The sequence below is a fragment of the uncultured Clostridium sp. genome (assembly GCF_947039605.1).
Classification (GTDB): Bacteria; Bacillota; Clostridia; order Clostridiales; family Clostridiaceae; genus Sarcina.
In genome coordinates this window covers 56,935-80,483 of record NZ_CAMQZG010000014.1, presented here as the reverse complement: position 1 = coordinate 80,483, position 23,549 = coordinate 56,935, and the positions used below count along the sequence as shown (strand labels likewise).

Here is a 23,549-nt window from a genome sequence, read left to right as displayed (position 1 = left end):
TTATAATTTGTTATATTATTCGTGTTTATGTCAATCAACTCCTTTGAGTATATATCAACATATTTAAACACATTTATCTGTATATTGTTTTGCTCCTGAAATTTTTATTATTTATATAACCTGTTTATTATTATAACATCTTTTATGATTCTAAAAAAATATCCTTGAAATTTTTTTAATTTCAAGGATATTTATATTATTTAGATTTATTCTCATCAGTAGTCTTTGTAGTATCTAATTGTACTGGTGGTATTTTATTAGTATTACTACTAGAATCTACATTTGTTTTTTTATTACTACTAGAATCTACATTTGTATTATTAGGCTTACTAGAATCTTCTTTTTTAGCACTTGCTATTGGCTTTGGTTTTGTATCAGCATTTTCCACTGGTTTTTGAACATCATCTGGCTTTATCACTGGATTTTCTGTATTGCCAGAATCTTCTACTATAGGTGGTTTCACTTCATCTTTAGCCACATCAACTTGTATCGTTGCTGGGTTAATTTTAATTGTGACTCCATCTAATGCTTGCCCAATCACAGATATTGGAACAATTCCTGTTTTTTCTAAGGTTGCTACATCAATTTGACAACTTAATTTACTTATATCTAAAGTATCTATTATTTGTGGAGCACCCGTAAATGTAACCTCAGCAGTATTTTTTGCAATTTTATAAGAGTATCCTTCTTTTTGACCAATTATCTTTATTGGCAATGATAGATTCTTACTAGCTATATTATTTGCAACTACAACATTCACATTCACAGTTTCCTTTCCTGATATATTCACTATACCTGGTGGAACTGTTATTGTAACTGGTATAGTAGCATTTCCTGTTATTTTTGATAAATCTATTGGGGTAGTAGAAAGTGCTGCAATTTTATCAGAATCTGTTCCTACTATATCTACTGAATTAATACTTGGAGTTATACTCTTTAATGTTAAATTCGTTGGAAGTGTCCCCTCAGTTGTAACTTTTATTGGAACCGCCCTTCCCTGCTCTAAATTTATCGCAACATCAGCCTGTGTTGGAGTTATTTTCACCCCTTTAATTGCAACTCCCGATGAGTTAACTGCAACTATTGGAAGGTTTAAAACAGTTGATTGGTTAATCTCTTTTACTTCACCTTGTACAACCAATTTTGAAACCTCTGTAACTAAACTTTCAGCGCCTTCAACTGTTGCTGACAATGGACTTATTTTAACATTTTTCACATAAGTCCCTGTTGAATTCTTCACATTAATTTCTGAATATATTGGCATTGTTTTTTTCTGTAAATTTTCTAAATTAATCTCAGCTCTAGGGTAATTATTTTTCACATTAACCCCACTTGGAGAATTTAAAATATTAATTGGAATATTATTTTCTCCTGGTTTAAGCCCATAAGAAACAAGATCTGCAACTATTCTAAATTGTGATTTATTAATTTTATAAATATCCCCTGTCGGTCCTGAAACTGTTAAACTTATTGAAACATTTTGATTTGGAGAAAGTGCTAATCCATCCTCTGCAAGAACCTGAGTATTTAATATCTCAACTGGTATATTAGTTATAACTCTCTCACTAACTGGATTCTCTATATTATTAATATAAAGCCACAAGCCAAATGAAACTAATAAACATAGAACTTTTATTAATATTTCTTTATTTTTAACTTTCTTAACCATTCTCCTACCCTGCCTTTAATTGACTTATCTTCTTTATCTCTTCTATTTTTCAATATTTTCAAAAGTACATTTTTAAGCTTTTTACTGTCATAATTCTTTGTAAGTCTACCTTTTACAGCTAGCGAAATATTCCCTGTTTCTTCTGAAACTATAAGTACAAGGGCATCTGAAACCTCTGAAAGACCTATTGCTGCTCTATGTCTTGTTCCTAAAAGTTTGCTTATATTAGAATTACTACTAAGTGGTAGTACACACCCTGCCGCAACAATCCTATCATAACTTATAATCATAGCCCCATCATGAAGGGGGGTGTTTTTCACAAATATATTTTCAAGTAGAGAGTCACTTATTAACGCATCAATTTGCGTTCCTGTTTTTATGTACTCATCTAACCCTATTTTTTGTTCAATAGCAATCAATGCACCTGTTTTTTCTGCTGCCATATTATTTATAGCCTCAACAATTTCATCAACTAACTTTTCTAATTCCTCATCATTATCTACTATGTGTAAATCATTAAATGTGCTACTTCCTATATGTTCAAGTGCCTTTCTAATCTCTGGTTGAAAAATAATAACCATAGATAAAAGTCCTATTGTAAGTGTTTTTGTAAGGATAAAATTAAGCATATTTAACCTTAAAAAATGACTTATAGGAATTAATAAAAATATAAGCAAAATACCTTTTAAAAGTTGTTCTGCTCTAGTTTCTTGGATTAATTTGTATCCTTTATAAAATATAAAGGCAACAACAAGTATATCTATTATAGCCCATATCGACATACTATTTTTTATACTTGCAACTATCAATTGGAAATCCTGCATCATATTCACCTTCTTTACGCTCTTGACTATAATTATACACCAAAATTTATTTTTAAAATATATAGACTTACCCATATTTACATAATTTCTTGTAATGTAATTTAATCTTACTACATATATTTAACTAAATACTTTACATAGGAGGTCTAAATGAATAAAGAAAAAATAACAAAGTTTATTTCAAGCCCATTTACAATAAGTTTTCTAGTAGTAATTAGTATTTTCATCACTATAATTTTTAATATACTAACTGCACCTAAAACTTTTGATACAATCACAAAACTTGCTAATGAAATAAATTTTGTAAACAACAAAAAAATGACTACTACAGAACTAAATTCTACTACTTTTGTATCTGAATTTAAAAAATCTATATCTGACCTAACTGCAATAAAATCTGAACTTACCTCACTTGAAACTTCTACTGATTTTACTGAACATAAAAAAGCCCTTTTAGATATTATTGATAAAAATATAGATTTTTATGATAAAATTATTTATTTTCTTGAAAATATAGAAAGTGAATACATTATTGAAAATAGTAATAATGTCCTAAAATCTAAAGGTTCACTTGAAAAAAGCTTACTTTTAACTAAAGACTTACAAATTCCATTAAAATTAAATATTATTGAAAATAATAATCTTTTAGCACTAGCATCATCTTATATGAATGAAATGATTAAAATTAATAGAGATAAAAATATCCATACATCTCAAACAACAACATTTAAAACGAGTATAGATTTAGTTTATACAAAACTTACACCACTTAACGAAGATTTATTTTTAATAATTAATCTTGTAAAAGAAGATGGAAGAAATTTAAATTCTGTCTTAACTAATATAAATGAAAAAATAGAGATTTTTAATGACTTAAATATCGAACTGCATTCCATGTCGATTCCAGATGGCTACAACAATCTATTTTTAGCCTTAAAAGAAGTATTTAAAAAATATGATACTTATATCCATGACATTAGAAATTATGTTATTCATGAAATAAACGAATCATCTACTAAAGAACATTTTAAAAAAGCTCAGGATAGTTATAAAGATGTGAATACTAATATTATTAAATACCTAGAAACATCAACTAAATTCAACTGATACTATTACTCTTTTTAAGAATATGTATGAAAACTTTCTTTTTGGGATAGAATACACAAGGTACGGAGTTACAACAAGGAGGTTTTATGAAAAAAAATTGTTTTTTCACTTTTGTATTAACCTGTAGCTTAATATTAATCACTAATTTAGTTAGTCCCATGGCTAACTCACAAGAAATTGAACTTACTAACTTAGAAAGAAATCAACAAAATATAAATATAACATCTACACTCGAGGTTATTGATAGTGCATTTACTGCACCAGTTAGCCTTGCCAAGGATTTATATCTAGAAAGTGAGCCAACTCTTCAAGTATTTAAACAAGGAGGGTCCGCTCTTAATATTTCTAAAGCAGATATAGATTTTATGGCTAAAGTAGTCCACGCTGAAAGCAAAGGTGAACCTTATCAAGGAAAAGTCGCAGTTGCTTCAGTTATTCTTAATAGAGTTATAGACCCCAATTTTCCTAATTCGATTTCTGGTGTCATAACTCAAAGGAATGCATTTTCTTGTGTTCGTAATGGCAATGTAAATGCCATACCAAATAGTGATAGCTACAATGCAGTTATGGAGGCTATAAAAGGGAACGATCCTACCAATAAGGCATTATATTTTTATAATCCGGATATAGCAACATGTAACTGGATGCATGGTATACAAAAAAAGAATGTCCAAAATATTGGACGACATGTATTCTTTGAAGTTTAAAATTTCAAAGAAAAAAACAGGAGGAAATATTCCTCCTGTTTTTTATTTGCTATTTTCTTTATCAAGATTAGCTAAGTATGAAGCTGCACTAAGGGCAGCTATATTCCCTTCGCCAGCTGCTTTAATATATTGATAAGGCTTACCAACACAATCCCCAGCTGCAAAACATCCCTTAATATTTGTCTTCATAGTTCTATCTACTTCAATATGGCCATTTTCAATTTTTAGTCCTGGAACTAATTGTCCTGGTGATATTGAATCTTTTAAGAAGAATATACCATCTGTTTCAAGTTCTCTATCTTTTAATATTAGCTTATTAGCTTTAAAAGCTCCCTGTACTTCTACAGGTCTGCTATTTATTATTTCTATTTTTTCATTTCCAGAAAAATCTGTCTTATACATTGGTATATAATAAACTTTTGAAGCAAGTTCTGATACAAACTCTGCTTCCTCCTCAGCTTCTTTATTATATCCAACTATTGAAACTATTTTTTCCTTATACAAAGGAGCGTCACAAGTTGCACAGTACCCTACACCTCTTCCAAGAAACTCTTCCTCACCCTTTATAGGCTTAGTATATTCTATCCCTGAGGCTATAATAACTGATGTTGCTTCTATAGTTTCATTATTAGACATTAGAGCAAAGTAATTTCCCATAGCATAGACACTGTCTATCCTTTTTTCAGTAATTTCAATATCCATAGAAGCTATATGTTCTTTGAACTTATCTCCAATTTCTTTTCCTGTCATTCCAAAGAACCCTAAGTAATTATCTATCTTAGGTGCTTTTTCTATTTTAGCACTTAAATTTTTGCTACCAAAAATAATAAATTTTTTATTTCTTATTTTTGCATTAAGTGCAGCTGAAAGTCCTGCAGGGCCACTACCAATTATTGCAATATCAAATCTACCCTGATTACTCATAACTTTCCCCTTTATTAGTTATATTTTGCTAATACTTCTATTAATTCAGCTTTAGGCTTAAATCCTATAATTTTTTCTTGAAGCTCACCATCTTTAAAAATCATAACTGTTGGAATACTTTGTACCTTATAATCCATAGCTATCTTTCCATTTTCATCAACGTTAAGTTTTGTAAAGCTAACACCATCTACTTCTTTTGCTAATTCATCTATTACAGGTCCTAACATTTTACATGGTCCACACCACTCAGCCCAAAAATCAACAAGAACAATACCTTCTTTTTCTAATACTTCTGCATTAAAATCATCTGTTATACGTTTTACCATTTCATTACCTCCAAATCATCCCTTTTTAAAAAGGGTATTTTAGTTTCATATTATCATTTTACCATAATATATTAATTAAGTTAAATTAGTATATGTCATATAATTTACTCAAATGTTCCTTTTACAATGTTTTTTCCATTTATTCTAACAGCTTTACCCATTGCAAAAACTGTATCTACATCAAGAGATTCTTTTTCTAAAATAACTATATCTGCATCCATTCCAATTGCTATTCGCCCTTTAGCTTTTAGTCCTAAAACTTTAGCAGGATTTGATGTTATTACCTTTATAGCATCTTCTATACCAATTCCTCTTTTAATAGAGTATTTTACTTCTCTTAATAATGTACCAACTAAACCAATTCCAAGTCCCATAAGATTTCCTTTCTCATCAAAAACTGGCATACTTCCATTTCCATCAGAAGAAAATGTAATCTTATCAATGCATGCACCTTTATCAAGTAAATATTTCAAACCCTCGCCTGCTCTAAATTCATCCTCATTAAGAAACTCTGGGTTAGATGATGTTGTTAAATCAACATATCCCCCCTTTTTAATTAACTTTAATCCTTCATTCATAAGCTTTGTACTTCTATTAACATGAGTTGGTAATAACTGTTCTGCTGGAACTTCACTCTCATCTATCATTTTAAAGATATAATTCATCATCCTAGCACCTGCACCAAGATGAACATTAACAACTCCACCTTTGCCTGATAAAAGGCCTCCAACTCTAGCATCTGCTATAACACTTAAAAAATCTTGATATGTTCCCTGTGAGCTTCTGTGATCAGATAATGCTATCTCTCCAACACCTATAATCTTATCTACAAGAACAATATCCTCTTTAACCGAATGAGTAAGTACTTTTCTAATTGGGACCTCATATGAACCTGTATAGCAATAAGCACTCATCCCCTCTTCCTCTAAAGCATAAACTTTCGCAATTAGTGTTCTCATATCCCTGCATACACTATCAGTCCCTATACAACCAACAACACTAGTTATTCCAGCCTCTATAAGTGAGCTAATTGAAATTTCTGGAGTTCTAGTTCTAAAACTACCTTCTCCTCCACCTCCAATAATATGAACATGAGAATCAACAAAACCAGGTACAACTATTTTACCCATTGCTGGAATTACATCTATATCTAAAAAATCCACAGGAATTTTCAAATCATCATAGATACCCTCAATTTTATTATTAGCTATAACTATATCTTTTACACCTAAATATTCTGGTGCATAAACCTTTGCACCTTTAATAATTTTTATCATTTGCATCACTCCTACTTTAATTATTTAAAATAGCTTTGATATTATCATTATTGTATATAGAACTAGGATATTCACTCACTAGTTTATTTGCAAACTCTTTACTATTGCTATTACCTTCCTTCTCATTTAGAATAGCTAGCTTATATAAAACTTCTTCTGTATAACTACCTTTTTCCTCATAATCAGTAGATTCATATTTCTCATAATATTTTATAGCTTCCTTGTTATCCCCTAAAGTTTCACAAGTTACTGATAACATATAAGTAATATGAGCATCTAAATAAGTTCCCTTAGAATAATCCAAAGCTTTTAAGAACATATCTTTAGCTTCCCCAAAATTCTTTGCATTAAATTCACTTGTTCCACTTTTATAAAAATATTGCATCCCCTCTGTCGCCATAAGTGCTTTTGCCTCTTTGACAACACTTAACTCTAGCTCACTAAGCCCTTCTATATCAGCTTCTAAAAGACTTTCTCCTAGCATAGTGAAATTCTTATTCTTTAAAGCATTATTAACTTTATCAATATCTATTGTCTTATTGTTAGTAGTAACTATATCTTCTTCTAAATCATCACTTGATTTATCTTTCTCTTTATTCTCTTCATTTTTATCTACTACTAAGCTAGCTATATTCTCCTTGTCATCTGTAGATATCTTCTTTGGATTATCCCTAAATGACATTCCCCCAACTAAAACCACAGCTATAAATGCTACTAAAGCTATAATTTTCTTTTTTCCCATGCCTGTATATAATCCCGTATCTTTCTTTATTACTTGACGTTGTTCTTTTGCTACAATATTATTTCTATCCTTTTCTAAAACTAAATCTATATTATTTTTAGCTTTATCATAGTCCATTTCTTTTGTATAACAAAAAGCTAGTGCATTTCTAACATTCATAAAGTTAAAATCACTATAAGTTGCAAGCTCTAGAATTTCTATTGTTCCTAAAAAATCGCCCTTTTTCATAAGCTTTAAAGCTTCACCATACCTATGAATATTAACCTCATCCTGTTCAAATGAGTCAATATGCCCTTGTGCTATACTATCATCATTAAAATCAACATTTATCTGCCAACTTGCAATTGCCTTTTCTGTTTGCCCTTTTATATAATAAATAATTCCCCTTAAATTTAAAGCTGCTGAATTTTTCATATCATGAGAAATAGCAATATCTAAATTAGCAATTGCTTTTTCTAAATCTCCATTATGAAAATTCTTAACTCCCCTGTTATAGAACTTTCTTGATTCACTCATTTCTTCCACCTCATAATTTTTTTAAATATTCCACTAAAAATATTATACCAAGTTATGGTAATTATTTTTATTTTTTTCTAAAATTTAACTATTTGTTTTTTATTTCAACAAAAAAAGAGCTAAGATTTTAAAAATCTTAACTCTCTTTATCAAAAACTATAGACTTTGCAAGTGCAAATACTTCTCTAAAATAATAATAAGGTGTAAGTGAGGGTGGTGTACTAGTACCAAATGTACTAAGTTCTCCATACCCAAGTCTCTTACCTAAGAAATAACTTCTTAAACAATGAAAACCATTAGTAAATACTTTCACATTTAAAGTATCTATATCTTTCTTTGTATTTTCTTCTATGATACTTCTTGAAAATTTAAAATTTTCAAAAGTTGAAGTTGATTTATCTTCTAATACAATTCTCTCATTAGGTATTCCTGCATCAACTAAATATCTTCTCATAGCCTCTGCCTCTGAGATTAATTCATCATGGCCCTGTCCACCTGATACTATAATAAAATTATATCCATCTTCTTTAGATACATAATCTATTGCTCCATCAAGCCTTGTTTTAAGTGTTTTAGAAACTTTATCTCCATCTAGCCCTGCCCCTAAAACCATTACTACATCTGTTTTTTCATAATTTTTATCCATTGCAATTATAAGCATAGCTCCATTTACTACTACAAAAAAAGTTGTAGTAATTCCAAATAAAACTAAAATGCCTTTTCTCCATTTCAAATATATATCTCGATTTCTTCTTTCTTCATACCTTATATCTAAAAAATATAACCAAAAAAGTATTAATCCTGCTACTAAAAACACAGAATTTATAATTGATACTCCAAGTCCTATCACTAGAAAAAGATAATACACTAAAAATGCTATACTTACCACTAAAATTTTTGTAACCTTCATTTACTTCACCCTTACACATAATTTAATATATTTATATTATCATGCTAGGCTTTTCTCTTTTGTTGTTTTTTGTCGATTTCCTGAAAATTTCATTAAAATTTGCTATTTTCTTCATTTTTCGGGCATACTAAAAATACTTGTATCCCCTTTAAATCATTATAAAAAAAGGCTAATTTAGTTTTAAACTAAATTAGCCCTATTTATAAAGTAATTTAAATTACTTTTGTTCCATTATTATTTTCTTAGCCCCAAGCATTGATGATGCACTCATTGAGAATTCATCTAAACCATACTCTACTAATGTTGCGATAGCTACTTCATCTCCAGCCATCTCTCCACACATTCCAACCCACTTACCGTGTTTGTGTGCTCCATCAATTGTCATTTTTATTAATCTTAATACAGCTGGGTGCATTGGGTTATAAAGGTATGAAACCTTCTCACTCATTCTATCTGCTGCAAGTGTATATTGGATTAAGTCATTTGTTCCGATTGAGAAGAAATCTACTGATTTAGCAAGTTCATCAGCCATAACTGCTGCTGCTGGAATTTCTATCATAATACCCCATTGGATGCTATCTGATATTGTTATTCCTTCTGCTATTAATTCTGCTTTACATTCTTCTGCTACTTCTCTTGCTTGCTCAAACTCTTGAATTCCTGAAATCATAGGGAACATTACTGCAAGTTTACCGTATACTGAAGCTCTTAATAAAGCTCTTAATTGAACCTTGAATATTTCTTTTCTATCAAGACATAATCTGATAGCTCTATATCCTAAGAATGGGTTCATTTCTTCTGGTAATGGTAAGTAAGGAAGTGTTTTATCTCCTCCGATATCAAGTGTTCTTATAACAACTTGTCTACCTTCAGTTTTTTCTAAAACATACTTATATGATTCAAATTGCTCGTCTTCTGTTGGAGCACTTTCTCTATCCATGTATAAGAATTCAGTTCTAAATAATCCAACTCCATCTCCACCATTAGCCATAACTTGATCTACATCTTCTGGCTTACCAATGTTTCCACAAACTTCGATTCTCTTACCTGATCTAGTTATTGTTTTAACATCTATTAATTTCTTTAGTTCTTCTTGCTCTGCTGTAAAACTTTCTTTTTTAGCAATATACTCTGCAATAATATCCTCTGAAGGATTCACTATCATAATTCCTTCTAATCCATCAAGAATTACTACATCTCCATCATTAACTGACTCTGTTACATTTCCAAGACCAACAATAGCTGGTATTTCAAGTGTTCTAGCCATGATAGCTGAGTGTGAAGTTCTTCCTCCAATGTTTGTAAGGAATCCTACAACTTTACTTCTATCTAATTGAGCTGTATCTGATGGTGTTAAATCATGAGCTACTACTACTGTATTCTCTTTAGCATTTTCAAATGGGTTAACAGCAACACCAGCGATGTTAGCAATGATTCTATTTGAAACGTCTTTAAGGTCAGCTGCTCTTTCTCTCATATAAGCATTGTCCATTGATTCAAATATCATAACGAATGTATTTCTTGTATTCTCAACTGCTTTCATAGCATTTAATTGCTCTGTTTCAATAGCCATATCCATAGCTCCTGCGAATTCTGGATCATCTAATAATGTAATGTGAGCTTCAAAAACTTCTGCTTCTTCTTCCCCCATTGACTGTGCTGCTTTAGCTTTAATTGTTGTTAACTGCTCTTTAGAAGCCTCTAATGCACTAGCAAGTTTAGCTTTTTCAGCTACTATATCAGTAATTTTCTCATCTGTTATTATTATTTCCTCGTGCTTTTGTATTAAAACTGTTCCTATAGCGTATCCTTTTGATGCTGCAATACCTTTCATCATTTCATATCCTCCTTAAATTTAAACCATTTCTTTATTTTCATTTATTTAAAACTCTAAACTGTTTTTTTATAATTTAATTTTATTACATCTTTACCAAGTTTACCAAGAAAATCTTAGGCTTGATAGTAATTCATTTTCTCTATACTTTAATTATTAGCAATTTCCATGCCAACTTTGTGACAGTTACAAATTTATTTAAATTATTTACAATTTCTTCTCATTTGCAGTCACATATTTTCAAGTAACTGTATATTATATGTTTACTTTTTTATTTTATTATAATTTTTTACTTTTTTAAAATTACTTATATGTTTGAATATATAAATTTAAATGTCTTTTATTTATTTCTGATATTTTTTATCAAGAAAACTATGTAAAATTGATAAAAAATATCATATAATATATTTATTGATATTTTTTATCAATACTTTATTAATAAAGGAGTTTTATTATGTATAATCAAAGTCTAAAAATTAAAGTTCCATCAGGAATTCATACTCGTTTTGCTGCAATGATTGTAAATAAAGCAGCAGAAATTAAATCAAAGTATAAATTAAATATTTTTATAAAAAAAGAAGACTATACAGATTGGCTAGGTGTAAGTATGCTTGGAATTCTAGCTTTAAAATTAAGTAAAAATGATATTGTAAGTTTTGGATGTAAGGAAAGTGGCATGATTGGAAAACTTGCAATTGGTACACTACTTGATTACATAGAAACTAATATAAACTCTTCAATAGAGGTTACACCTGAAATTGATGGATTTATTGATGAATCAAATATTGCAAACGAACAAGTTCTTGATGAACTCCCTGTTGGCATTATAGCTATAGATATTCATAATAATATAACTAAAATAAACTCATATGCTTTAAATCTTCTTGAAAAAAGTATATATCAAACCCTTGGACAACCTATAAAAAAACTAATTCCAAATTCTGAACTTGCCGATACGCTACTAACTAAATCAAAAGAAATGGGAAAAATCCTCTACATAAATAATAAAACAACTATTGTTAACCGTTCCCCCATCTTTTCTCACGGAGAACTTATAGGTGCAATATCTGTTATTCAAGATATATCTGATATGGTAGGACTTAAGGAAATAAATGAAAAATTCACTAAGATACTAGAAAACTCTAGTGAACTAATTTGTTTTGTAGATGAGTCTGGAAAAATAAATTATGTTAATCCAACTTATACAAACACATTATTAAAAAATGGTGAGAAAATTATTGGTAAGGACATCTTCACACTTTCTCCTAAAGGACTTAGAGCTAAATGTTTTAAATCTAAAGAATCTATGAAAAATGTTTTACACTCTAAAAATGGAATTGATATTATAAGTAAAATTGATCCTATATTTATAGATGGAAAATTCAAAGGAATTATCTCTACTTCTAAACCTGTTAACGAACTTAAAGGACTTATAGATAAACTAGAACGTTCAGAGGAAGAACTTAATTTTTATAAAGAAGAATTTTTAAAAAGCGTAAATTCTTCTTCTAATAATATAATTGGTGCTACAACTAGTTTAAAGGATATAATGTATATCTGTGAAAAAGGTGCTAAAAGCACCTCTACAGTTTTAGTGAGAGGTGAGAGTGGTACTGGTAAAGAGCTTATAGCAAAGTTTATCCATAATGAAAGTAAAAGACAAAATATGCCTTTTGTTAGAGTAAACTGTGCTGCCATTCCAGAAAACCTATTAGAAAGTGAACTGTTTGGATATGAAAAAGGTTCATTTACAGGTGCTTCAAAAGCTAAACCTGGTAAATTTGAAATAGCTGATGGTGGTACAATCTTTCTTGATGAAATTGGTGATATGCCAATGTCTATGCAAGTTAAACTTTTAAGAGTTCTTCAAGAAATGGAAATTGAAAGAATTGGTGCTTTGCATCCTAAAAAAATAGATGTCAGAGTAATTGCTGCAACTAATAGAAACCTTGAAGAAATGATGCTAACTAATAAATTTAGAGAAGATTTATTCTATAGATTAAATGTGCTAACAGTAAGTCTACCTCCTCTTAGAGAAAGAAAAACTGATTTACCTATACTTATAAATCATTTTATAGATAAACTTAACAAAAAACTTTCTACTAATATAATAAGCATTGATTTTAAAGCTTTAAATGTATTAGAAAGCTACAACTTCCCTGGGAACATAAGAGAACTTGAAAACATAATTGAAAGGGCATTAAATCTTTGTAATGATAATATTATAAAAGTTGTTGATTTTCCTCCATATATAATTCCATCAGATTCAAAAGATTTAGATATTCTAGAACTTGATACAGATAATATTCTTCCCTTTGAAGAATACGAAAAGAAAATCATTGTTGCCGCAATGAAAAAATATAAAACTTTTAATAAAGCTGGTAAAGCTCTTGGGCTTACACACAGAACAATATCCTTAAAATGCCAAAAATATGATATTGCTAGAGTTAAATAAAAAAATTGTGGATAACATTTTGGAAAAGTTATCCACATATTTGTTATCCACGTATTCCTCTCCCTCATATAAATATCTTAATTTTAACTCTCTAGTTCCTTAATTATATGTATATCTTCTACTAAAACATCCAAAATCCTTTTTATCCCTTTAAAACAAATAAAAGCAGCAAACTATTTAAAAATTACTTAACGCCTTAGCATTAAGTAATTCTTGTTTATTTTAAAAACATATTTTATTTTCTATATTTTTAAAATCTTGAATTTCTAATTTTTTAAGATTCTCTATATCAGTTACTCCATACGTATCAATCCTTATACACTGTTCTTTTACAAGTTCTGTAAATATTTCTTTTATAAATTCACTATTTCTATTATTATATTTTTCATTTTCAAGAACTTCTGTAAAAAAAGTTTCAAGTTTATTAACTAATTCCTCAGAAAATATATAATCTTTTTCAATGCTAAGACTTAAAATATAATCCATCATTTCATCGACTGTATAATCAAAGAATATTATGCTTTTTCCAACACACTTTGCTAATTCTTTCTTGTTATGAATCATGGTTTCTATAAGTTCCTCATCCCCTGAGAATACTATAATAAAATGGCCATTACTATAATCAACTAAATCCAGCACATTTTCTGTTGAAACCTTATTTTTAATAACTTCATTTATGTCATCATAATTATTTTGATAAAGATTACTAAGATACAAAACTCCACCACCAAAATTATCCATAGATTTTTCTATATCTCCATCATGGCTATACTCAAGTGCTGTAAGTAAATCTCTTTGCACAAAATTATATTCTGGTATAAGACCTAAAATATAATATAACTTTCCAAGAATTCTTGCTACCTCCTCTTTCCCAACGCCTATATTTCCCTCAAAAGTAAATACATATGGAATATCCATAATTTTATATGAAACTCTTTGTCTTAATATCTGCATTTTAAGGAAGCTAACAAGTCTTGCAACTTCATCTTTAACCTCTTCTAATCCAACCATTGACTCTAACTCACAATACAATATGCTATCAATCTCACTCTCTATTGCAACCCCAAGCCCTAGTGCCTTACCTTTATAAAATGTTCCCTTATAAATTTTATCTCCATTACTATTTAAAAGTTCTCCATCACCATCTTGTAAATCATATTTCCAATTTCCTTTATAAATTACATTTCCAAAAGAATCATAACTTATCCCATTACCATGTCTTTTTCCACCTTCAAATAATCCCTCATACTCTAATTTTTCATTTATATCATAAAGCTTACCTATTCCGTCATATATTCCACCTTTTATAAATCCATCATACTTCAATAAGTTTTTATAATATACTCTAGAAATTCCAGTTCTATCACCTTCATTAAACTCACCTTTATATATATAGTCGCCAATTTCTATATATTTATAAACCTTATTATTTTCAATTCTAACCTCTACCGTTGCCTCATCTTCTTTTTCTTTTTCTTCTACTTCCTTATTCTTAATTTCACTCTCAGGCATTTGAATATTTTCCGCTTCTCGACTAGCTACAATATTTACATTTTCATTAGCTATAACCTCTATTTCTTCTGCATCTATTTCCTGAACTTGAGTATCTACATCAACTTCTAGTTCAACTTCAACATCTAATTCTATCTCTTCATTAATATTTATAATTTCATCTTCTTTTTCATCATAAACTTCTTCCTCAAACTCTTCTTTCATAACAAAGTTTACAGTTTTCTCATCAATTACTTCATCTGCTTCTGCCGATTCTTTTACATCTAAATCTTCTAAATCTTCTAAATCATCTACTGTACTTCTTGTCTCTTGTTTATCAATAATTTCAAACTCTATTGCCTCATTATCCTCACCAAAATATCCTTCTCTAAACTGATTATAAACAAAATCAGTTTTTTCTATATTGAATTCATCATTCGTTATTTCATTATTATTTTCATTTAAAAACTTAAACCTCGCCCCATCATCTTCATCTATTATAGAATTCCCCTCTTTATTAAAGATAGATATATCAATACCTATTTCCTCTAGTGATTCCTCTTTTGTATGTTCTACCTTAATTTCATTATGTGTTTCATTTTTTATAATTTTAGTCTCTATTATCTTTCCATTTTCAAAAAATCCTTGAAATGATTTCTCACCATTTTCTCCATAAAGAATCCCCTCACCAGATTTTTCATCCTTGCTCCACTGTCCATCATATTCTACTTTTCCACTAGGGTAATAACTTCTCCCGAGTCCATTTTTCATATCATTTAAAAATTCACCTTGATATATCAAACTCTCATCCTTAGTTAACAACATTCCATTTCCACTTTTTTCAGAATTTAACCATATCCCTCTATATTGAAGTTCCCCTGTTGAATAAAATAAACTCCCAAATCCATCTCTTCTATCAGCTTTCCACTCACCTTGATAACTAGCACCATCATCATAATAAATTATTCCAACACCACTTTTTTTACTTTCTTCAAAATGACCTTCATACTCACGCCTTCCATTTTCCGTAAAAAGAACTCCCTGTCCACAAGCGCTTCCAGCCACCCACTTCCCCTCATAAAATTTGACTCCATTTTCATAGAATAAAACCCCAATTCCATCGGGACTATCATTTTTCCACTCACCTAAATACTTGATAACACCTGATGAATAATATAAACTTCCTCTTCCCTCTCTTATCTGCCCCTCACATTCTCCCTCATAAATTTTATTAGACTCTTTATCATAAATTATTTTATAAACACCCATTTAATTACACTCCTTATTCTAAGTGTTGTGACTTATATAAAATCTCCCTACTTATTTATATTTATATATTTATGAAAATGTGCTAAATTCTATTATTTAAAACAAAAAAAGAGCTAAGTTATTGAAATTTCTTTCAAATAACTTAGCTCTACATCTTATTTATTAAAAGCTTCTTTCCATTTTTCTTCTTTAAATCCTACAAGAACTGTATTATCTAAAACAATTAATGGTCTTTTAACTAACATCCCATCAGTTCCTAAAATTTCTAAAAGCTCATCTTCTGATCCTGTTTTAACAACATCCTTAAGCCCCATTTCTCTATACTTAATTCCTGATGAATTAAAAAATTTATTTATTGTTAATCCACTTTTATCAAAGAAGGCCTTAAGCTCTTCTTTTGTTGGATTATTCTCTACAATATGTCTATCTTCAAAATCTATATTATTTTCTTCAAGCCATTTTTTAGCTTTCTTACAAGTACTACATTTTGGATACTCTAAAAATAAAGTTTTCATAAAAACACCTCTTCCTGTATTAATAATTATTATTATAGAATATATTATTTCCACATTCAAGATATTTAACCACTACTTAGGAATAGAAATATATGCTTTGAATAAATCACCTTCACATTCAACTCTGAATTTCCCCTCATGAAGCTCAACTATACTCTTTGTTATAGCAAGTCCAAGTCCAGAACCTTCAACATTTGAATTTCTTGATTTATCTCCTCTATAGAACCTTTCAACAATATCCTTAGCATCAAAATCCAACTCATACTCAGATATATTTTTAAATGATATTTCAACATCATCTCCCTTATCCTGAACATTAATATATACCCTTGTATTATCAAGACCGTACTTTAATGCATTAGTACCAAGATTTTGGAATACTCTTGCCATTCTCATTCCATCAAGATGAACATCTAGCTCCTCTATACCCTTAATTTTAAATTCCATATTTTTATGCTCATTAAAATCTTCAAGTTCTGCTATACTTTGATGTAAAAGTTGTACTATATCTATATCATATTTTTCTAAATTTATCTTACCTGAATTCATCTTTGAAACTTCAAATAAATCCTCAATAAGTTCTTTAAGTCTTATTGATTTTCGTTCAAGAATATCAACATACTCTTCTCTCTCACTCTTTGTAATATCATCTCTTTGAATAATATTCACATAGTTTATTATAGAAGTAAGTGGAGTTTTTAAATCATGTGACACATTTGATATAAGCTCAGTTTTCATCTTTTCAGAAGTAAGTCCTTCTTCAATTGCCGTTTTATATCCTATTCTTATATCATTTATCCCCTTACTGAGCTTTCTAATTTGTGGGTCATCATCATATCTTACCTCAATATCAAAATTACCTCTCTCTATTGATTTAAGATTTTCTGTTACAAATTCTATAGCTTCATATCTATATAATATTTTAACTAAGAAATGAACTACTAATATTATTGGTGCAGTAATAATTATTATTTTTTTCAACTCACCTGAGTATTCAAACATTTTATCAAGTGCAATCCCTTCTACTGCTGATATACTCGCTATAGCAAGAACTACAAAAGAAACAATTATCCAAACAGCTTTATCATTAAATACTTCATTAAACATAATATTTCTTTTAAGTAGAGTTTCAAATGCATTTCTAAGCTTATACATATAACCCCATCTAAGGCTATCTCTATATAACTTCATACCTAAATCTCTAATCATCAAAAATTTCTTTAATAAAATCAAAGCTACTATTCCAAGTGCTATTGCACTTATAGTGAAAATTATCTTTATAGATGTTATCTCACTTTCAAATACTTCTTTTGTTGAAAAATAAATTTCTTCAAATCCATTACTTCCACGCACTTTAAATTGCCTAGCTAAAACTTTTTGTTCTGATTCTAATGCATCAATTATCTCTTTAGAACTATGGAATGTATCATAGGGCATATCATAAAACCAACTTCTATTTGAGTATGCAGTTTTAGTTTTAGTGTCAAAAACTACAACACCAATTTCCTGTACTCCCTGAATATCCTCCATAGCAACTTTAGTTTCATCATATATCTTTTCATCTCTTAACTTTTCTAAGTAAGGTATTTTTTTATATACTTGTCCTGAAATTTCATTTGCCTGCGCTTGAAGTCTTTCTTCCATATATTTATCTTCATTACTTATAGCGTAACTATAAGGAACATAATGATTATGAATCTCTTGCCCTAATGTTAATACACTAAGCATTGTAGGTATACTTAGCATAAAGATCAACATTATAAAATTCTCAGTTGACCTAAGTGGCAAGTTATAATTTTTAAACCACCCAGTTACAATGGAAATTAAGCCCTTACTCTCTGTCCATTTTGTACCCAATTCCCCACACCACCTTTATATATTCTGGGTTCTTGGAATTCACCTCTATTTTTTCTCTCATTCTTCTAATATGAACAGTTACTGTATTTTCACTTTTATAAAATACCTCTTTCCAAACTTTCTCATATATTTCTTTTATAGAGAAAATCCTCCCTGTATTTGAAGCAAGTAAAACTAATATCTTATATTCCGTTGCAGTAAGCCTAATTTCTTCATCTCTTAGTACAACACTTTTATTAACTGTATCAATTATTAAATCTTTAATTTTAATTTTTTGTGAAGAAGTGTCCACATCAAGTGGTTTATCATATCTTCTAAGTTGAGATTTCACTCTTGCAACAAGTTCTAAATGATTGAATGGTTTTATCACATAATCATCTGCACCAATATTTAAACCAAGAATTTTATCTCTGTCCTCTGACTTTGCTGATACCATAATTATAGGTATATTTTTCTCTTCTCTAATTTTCATACAAGCATTTATTCCATCCATTCTTGGCATCATAACATCTAATATAACTAAATGAACCGGCTCTGTTTCTAGCTTTTCAATAGCTTCAACACCATCTTTTGCCTTTATAACTTTAAATCCCTCACTTCTTAAATATATATCTATAGCATCCCTGATTTCTTTTTCATCATCTGCTACAAGTATTGTGTATTGTTCCATATTTCTCCCCCTCATCACTAAAACATCCTTTATCTAAATTATTTTATCTACGCTCTTATTCAAAATATTAACATATTTAAATTAACTATTTATTAAATTTAAATTAATTCCTATAGGAAATCATATTAATTTTAAGTATTCGTGAGTTTTAAGGTGATAAAACCCTAATTTATCCTATTATGTGGAAATCTATTGATTTATGAGAATAGCTTATTGTATAAAATTCGATATAATGTTAATGATTATATACATAGGAGATTTTTTATTATGATTAATCTGAGTAAAAGCAAAACTACTACAATTGACATTATTGTCATAATACTAGGATGTTGCATTGCATCTCTTGGAGTAAACTTATTCTTAATTGATGCTAAACTTCTTAGTGGGGGCGCTACTGGTATAGGTCTTATATTTCAATATTTATTTGGAATAAATGCCGGTATCATAGTTCTTTTAATTAACATACCTTTATTTATTTTAAGTTACTTTAAACTTGATAAACGATTCACTCTTTATTCTATTATAGGAACATTTTCTTTATCAGGGTCACTTATGCTAACATCTGACATACATATTAACCTTAATATTAGCGATCCTTTAGTACTTTGTATTTACGGGGGTGTTCTTTGTGGTATAGGATATGGATTAGTATTCTCACGAAGTGCATCAACTGGTGGAACTGACATAATAACTATGTCTATAAAGAAAAAGTATTCAAATCTTAATATAGGTAAAGTCGGTCTTTTTTTAAACCTAATTATTGTATCTGTAGCATCATATTTCTTTGGTTTATCAATAGGTCTATATACTCTTATTAGTATGTTTACTCAAGGAATAGTCATAGATAAAGTCATTAATGGTGTTAACGCTAAAAAATTACTACTTATACTTACAGAAAAAGAAGAAGAAGTTATAGACCACATAATAATTCAAATGAACAGAGGTGTTACTTCTCTTGAAGCAAATGGCGAATATACAAAAAAGCATGGTAAAATGCTTTATTGTCTTGTTACAACTAGACAAATGATTGAACTTAAAAGTACAATCCTTAAAATTGACCCAAGAGCATTTATTACAATAATAGATGTTAACGAAGTTAAAGGTCGAGGATTTGAAAGTATGATATAACCAAAAGGGTGCCCATTTTATTATAAAAATGGACATCCTTTTTTATATTCATATACTTTCTAAGTACATTTTTCTTCCTAATTTATATAAGTCATTTCCCTCACTATCAATCGCAACTATAACCGGAAAATCTTTCACTTCTAATTTCCTTATAGCTTCTGCCCCTAAATCTTCATATGCTATTATTTCTGATTTTATAATACACTTACTTATTAAAGCACCAGCACCACCAATAGCACCAAAATATACTGCATTATTTTTAATCATGCTATCAATAACCTTTCCCCCCCTTATTCCTTTACCTATCATTCCTTTTTGACCAAGTTCTAAAAGAGTTGGTGCATAACTATCCATCCTATAACTTGTTGTTGGTCCTGCTGACCCGATAGCCTCTCCTTCTTTCTCAGGGGTTGGTCCCACATAGTATACAGTTTGTCCCTTTATATCAAAAGGAAGCTTCTTGCCTTGTTCTAATGCTTCTACAAGCCTTTTATGTGCTGCATCTCTAGCTGTATATATAATTCCAGTTAAAAGCACACTATCTCCTACTTTTAACTCTTTAACCTTTTCATCATTTAAAGGTAACTCTATAACTCTCATTTATTTCACCCTCCTATATAATAACCTCTTTATGTCTAGTTGAATGGCAATTTATATTTACAGCAACAGGAAGCCCTGCTATATGAGTTGGAAAAGTTTCTACATTAACTGCTATAGCCGTAGTCTTGCCACCAAATCCTTGTGGTCCTATACCAAGACTATTAATCTTCTCTAACATCTCAACTTCAAGGTCTGCATAAAACTCATCATTATTTCTAATATCTATATCTCTAATCAAAGCCTGTTTTGCAAGTTTTGCAACTCTATCAAAGTTTCCACCTATCCCAACCCCAACCACTATTGGAGGGCATGGATTTCCACTAGCAAGTTCTATAGTTTCTAAAATAAACTCTTTTACTCCTCTAATTCCATCAGAAGGCTTAAGCATTTTAAGTCTGCTCATATTCTCAGAACCAAACCCCTTAGCTGCAAAAACTACCTTTACCCTATCACCATCAACTATTTTATAATCTATAATTGCAGGTGAATTATCCTTTGTGTTGATTCTTCTAATAGGGTCCTTAACCACAGATTTTCTAAGAAACCCCTCTTCATAAGCCTCCACTATCCCACTATTAATTGCACTCTCTAAATTACCACCTACAAGCCTTACATCTTGACCTATTTCTATAAAAATACAAGCCATCCCTGTATCTTGACATAATGGTTTCATTTCAGTTTCTGCAATTATATAATTTTCTTCTATCTTAACTAAAATATCTTTAGCTAAAGCAAAACTTTCTTTTTCTCTTGCATCTTTTAAAGCATACTTTATATCATTTGGAAGATAATAAGCCGCTTCTATCGCAAGTCTTTTAACCTCGTCTTTAACTCTCCCAACATTTATTTCTCTCATAATCTGCCCCCTAAAATTTATCTCATTTTTCTAATTTCTATCTCTAATTATATATTACTTTCCATATAATGTTAATAATAAAAAGGCAGAACCATCTAGATTCTACCTTTGATTTCTTAATATGTATTTATACCTTCTTTTGGTGGATATACAATCCCTTCTACATTCCCATATATATCTTCAAACAAACAAATATTTCTATTATATCTAATATTCCTTTTATCATTAGTCTTCACCGTTAGAACCCTCTTTTTTAATTTTTCACACCCAAAGTTTAACATACTTTAATTTCGCAATCAATTTCCAACAATTTAATTTCACACTTTTGCGAACTACAGTTATTATTACAACAATATTTATTAATATATAGGCTTTTTTTTAATTAAAATCATATAAATTTCTTATTCTCTTAACGCAAAATCATTTTGGATAAATATAGTAATTAAACATATGTGCTATAATTGCTTAAAGCTTAAAAAAGCAATTTATATGGAGGTGAAACAAATGAAAAATTTATTTAAATGTAGTGTTTGTGGATTTATCTCTGAAGGTGAAAATTCTCCAGAAAAATGTCCAAAATGTGGTTTTGGGGCTGATAAATTCGAGAAATTAAGCGAAGAAGTAGTTGCTAAAATTTATCGTGCAGATAAAACAAACTCACTTCATGCAGAAATGATTAACCTAGCTGACCAAATGATAAAAGTTAGTACAGCTGGTATAGAAGATAACTTAGACCCTGGTTGTCTTGCATTATTCCAAAAAGCTCTTAATGAAGCATGGGTAATCAAGCAAAGATCAAAAGCAGAAGTTGAAAAACATATGTTAGGATCTAAATGGTAAGATGATTTTTTTTGTTCAACAAAAGATTTAATATCCCTATATTTTAAAACTTCTGTTGAATATATAAAATATAAATTAAAAAGAACACGCTTTTCTTAATTGAATGAGCGTGTTTTTTTATTCTCTATTTTCAATTATACTTCTATCAAATTATTAAATCAAAACCTTCTAGTATAAATAATTCAAACTCTAAATATACTAATTATGTAATACTATACGAAAGGAGTCTAAATGAAAAAATTTAATTTTAGCATTTTTAGTTTTATAAAATATCTAATATTTTTTATCCTAGCAATATTATCTATATATCTAATGTTGATAACTAAAGGTCTAATAGAAAAACCTTATCCACCTAAAAATAGCATTGAGGTTTCTCCTTTATCAGGAAAATCTATAACAACTGCTACTCATATGGATATAATTTATAACGTAAAATATAATGATTCTAATATTTTTGAACTTTATAGAATTTACGATAATGAAATTGTCTTTGAAATATATGATAAAAAAACTGATTTATTAAAATATACAGCATCTAGTATTCAGGATATAGGCAGTCACCCTACAATAAATTATCTTGGAAGTGATGATATAGTTGATTTCCCTAACCTTTCATTCATAAACTATAGCTCTGATAATCACTATAATTTTGAAAGTTCAACATCTGATGTTTTTCTAGAATATAGTGAAGAAACTGCAACAAGCTTTATCTACACAGCAGGACAATATAAATATATAAATTCTATTTCACAACAAGCTGAACATGTTGATACAGGACATGGATTAACATTCTCAAATATCCTTATACAATTTATAGATGAAAAAGATAAAACTTTTGGTGAAGGGATTTTATTTACTAATGGTTCTTCAAAAGAAGTTGTTTGGAAAAACTCCTTATTTATGTGTAAAGACACTCACGGTCCTTTAACTTTAAATAAAGGCAATACTATTTGGATACCACTTAAATTGTCCGATAAAGATAAACTTATATATAACTAAAAAAACTCACAATATGACCTGCATATTGTGAGT

Annotated in this window: 20 protein-coding genes; 6 read left to right on the top strand and 14 right to left on the bottom strand. The window is 29.3% G+C overall.

The window, feature by feature from the left end; genetic code table 11:
• Positions 1–196: 196 nt before the first annotated feature.
• Both Q0V24_RS07185 and cdaA read right to left on the bottom strand, forming a co-directional pair.
• A complete protein-coding gene (locus tag Q0V24_RS07185; RefSeq protein ID WP_297519913.1) occupies positions 197–1,669 on the bottom strand; it encodes a CdaR family protein in 1,473 nt (490 codons plus the stop codon).
• Entirely contained in the window at positions 1,636–2,493 is an 858-nt protein-coding gene (gene cdaA / locus Q0V24_RS07180; RefSeq protein ID WP_297519917.1) for a diadenylate cyclase CdaA, read from the bottom strand. The genes Q0V24_RS07185 and cdaA overlap by 34 nt, the downstream gene beginning before the upstream one ends.
• A gap of 150 nt (positions 2,494–2,643) precedes the next feature.
• Between cdaA and Q0V24_RS07175 the strand changes: the two genes are divergently transcribed.
• Together Q0V24_RS07175 and Q0V24_RS07170 are read left to right on the top strand one after the other, a co-directional pair.
• On the top strand, positions 2,644–3,600 hold the full coding sequence (locus Q0V24_RS07175) for a hypothetical protein (protein WP_297519911.1): 957 nt from the start codon (positions 2,644–2,646) through the stop codon (positions 3,598–3,600).
• An 86-nt stretch (positions 3,601–3,686) separates the two neighbouring features.
• On the top strand, positions 3,687–4,307 hold the full coding sequence (locus tag Q0V24_RS07170) for a cell wall hydrolase (protein WP_297519909.1): 621 nt from the start codon (positions 3,687–3,689) through the stop codon (positions 4,305–4,307).
• Between the two features lie 42 nt (positions 4,308–4,349).
• Here the strand turns inward: Q0V24_RS07170 and Q0V24_RS07165 are convergent, their stop codons facing one another.
• From Q0V24_RS07165 to ptsP, 6 genes are all read right to left on the bottom strand, one after another.
• Entirely contained in the window at positions 4,350–5,231 is an 882-nt protein-coding gene (locus tag Q0V24_RS07165; protein WP_297519907.1) for an NAD(P)/FAD-dependent oxidoreductase, read from the bottom strand.
• A 14-nt stretch (positions 5,232–5,245) separates the two neighbouring features.
• On the bottom strand, positions 5,246–5,557 hold the full coding sequence (gene trxA / locus Q0V24_RS07160) for a thioredoxin (protein ID WP_297519905.1): 312 nt from the start codon (positions 5,555–5,557) through the stop codon (positions 5,246–5,248).
• A 104-nt stretch (positions 5,558–5,661) separates the two neighbouring features.
• Complete coding sequence (gene iadA / locus Q0V24_RS07155; RefSeq protein ID WP_297519903.1) at positions 5,662–6,834, bottom strand: beta-aspartyl-peptidase; 1,173 nt, start codon at positions 6,832–6,834, stop codon at positions 5,662–5,664.
• A gap of 16 nt (positions 6,835–6,850) precedes the next feature.
• Entirely contained in the window at positions 6,851–8,092 is a 1,242-nt protein-coding gene (locus Q0V24_RS07150; RefSeq protein ID WP_297519901.1) for a tetratricopeptide repeat protein, read from the bottom strand.
• Between the two features lie 136 nt (positions 8,093–8,228).
• Positions 8,229–9,002 carry a YdcF family protein gene (locus tag Q0V24_RS07145; RefSeq protein ID WP_297519899.1) on the bottom strand — a complete coding sequence of 258 codons (774 nt, stop codon included), beginning with the start codon at positions 9,000–9,002 and terminating at the stop codon, positions 8,229–8,231.
• Between the two features lie 217 nt (positions 9,003–9,219).
• Positions 9,220–10,839: a phosphoenolpyruvate--protein phosphotransferase gene (gene ptsP / locus Q0V24_RS07140; protein ID WP_297519897.1), complete on the bottom strand. Its 1,620-nt coding sequence runs from the start codon at positions 10,837–10,839 to the stop codon at positions 9,220–9,222.
• Between the two features lie 451 nt (positions 10,840–11,290).
• On the opposite strand from ptsP, the gene Q0V24_RS07135 reads away from it, so the two are divergent.
• Complete coding sequence (locus Q0V24_RS07135) at positions 11,291–13,291, top strand: sigma 54-interacting transcriptional regulator (RefSeq protein ID WP_297519895.1); 2,001 nt, start codon at positions 11,291–11,293, stop codon at positions 13,289–13,291.
• A gap of 222 nt (positions 13,292–13,513) precedes the next feature.
• On the opposite strand, the gene Q0V24_RS07130 is transcribed toward Q0V24_RS07135, so the two are convergent.
• The 4 genes from Q0V24_RS07130 to Q0V24_RS07115 all read right to left on the bottom strand — a co-directional run bounded on the left by Q0V24_RS07130 (position 13,514) and on the right by Q0V24_RS07115 (position 19,093).
• On the bottom strand, positions 13,514–16,051 hold the full coding sequence (locus Q0V24_RS07130; protein WP_297519893.1) for a hypothetical protein: 2,538 nt from the start codon (positions 16,049–16,051) through the stop codon (positions 13,514–13,516).
• A gap of 155 nt (positions 16,052–16,206) precedes the next feature.
• Positions 16,207–16,566, bottom strand: coding sequence for an arsenate reductase family protein (locus Q0V24_RS07125; protein WP_297519891.1), 360 nt, complete (start codon positions 16,564–16,566; stop codon positions 16,207–16,209).
• Between the two features lie 72 nt (positions 16,567–16,638).
• Positions 16,639–18,423, bottom strand: coding sequence for a HAMP domain-containing sensor histidine kinase (locus Q0V24_RS07120; protein WP_297519889.1), 1,785 nt, complete (start codon positions 18,421–18,423; stop codon positions 16,639–16,641).
• Positions 18,398–19,093 carry a response regulator transcription factor gene (locus tag Q0V24_RS07115; RefSeq protein WP_297519887.1) on the bottom strand — a complete coding sequence of 232 codons (696 nt, stop codon included), beginning with the start codon at positions 19,091–19,093 and terminating at the stop codon, positions 18,398–18,400. Before Q0V24_RS07115 ends, Q0V24_RS07120 begins: the two co-directional genes overlap by 26 nt.
• Positions 19,094–19,360: 267 nt before the next feature.
• Here Q0V24_RS07115 and Q0V24_RS07110 point away from each other — a divergent pair, with 267 nt between their 5' ends.
• A complete protein-coding gene (locus Q0V24_RS07110) occupies positions 19,361–20,221 on the top strand; it encodes a YitT family protein (RefSeq protein ID WP_297519885.1) in 861 nt (286 codons plus the stop codon).
• 48 nt (positions 20,222–20,269) lie between these two features.
• Here the strand turns inward: Q0V24_RS07110 and Q0V24_RS07105 are convergent, their stop codons facing one another.
• Together Q0V24_RS07105 and Q0V24_RS07100 are read right to left on the bottom strand one after the other, a co-directional pair.
• Positions 20,270–20,821 carry a Fe-S-containing hydro-lyase gene (locus Q0V24_RS07105; protein WP_297519883.1) on the bottom strand — a complete coding sequence of 184 codons (552 nt, stop codon included), beginning with the start codon at positions 20,819–20,821 and terminating at the stop codon, positions 20,270–20,272.
• Between the two features lie 13 nt (positions 20,822–20,834).
• The gene (locus tag Q0V24_RS07100) at positions 20,835–21,677 is read right to left on the bottom strand and encodes a fumarate hydratase (RefSeq protein ID WP_297519880.1); all 843 of its coding nucleotides are present in this window, start codon (positions 21,675–21,677) and stop codon (positions 20,835–20,837) included.
• Positions 21,678–22,181: 504 nt separating this feature from the next.
• On the opposite strand from Q0V24_RS07100, the gene Q0V24_RS07095 reads away from it, so the two are divergent.
• Together Q0V24_RS07095 and Q0V24_RS07090 are read left to right on the top strand one after the other, a co-directional pair.
• A complete protein-coding gene (locus tag Q0V24_RS07095) occupies positions 22,182–22,517 on the top strand; it encodes a rubredoxin-like domain-containing protein (RefSeq protein ID WP_297519878.1) in 336 nt (111 codons plus the stop codon).
• 312 nt (positions 22,518–22,829) lie between these two features.
• Positions 22,830–23,516 (top strand): DUF3048 C-terminal domain-containing protein, encoded by a 687-nt coding sequence (locus tag Q0V24_RS07090; protein WP_297519876.1) that lies wholly within the window; start codon positions 22,830–22,832, stop codon positions 23,514–23,516.
• Positions 23,517–23,549 lie beyond the last annotated feature (33 nt).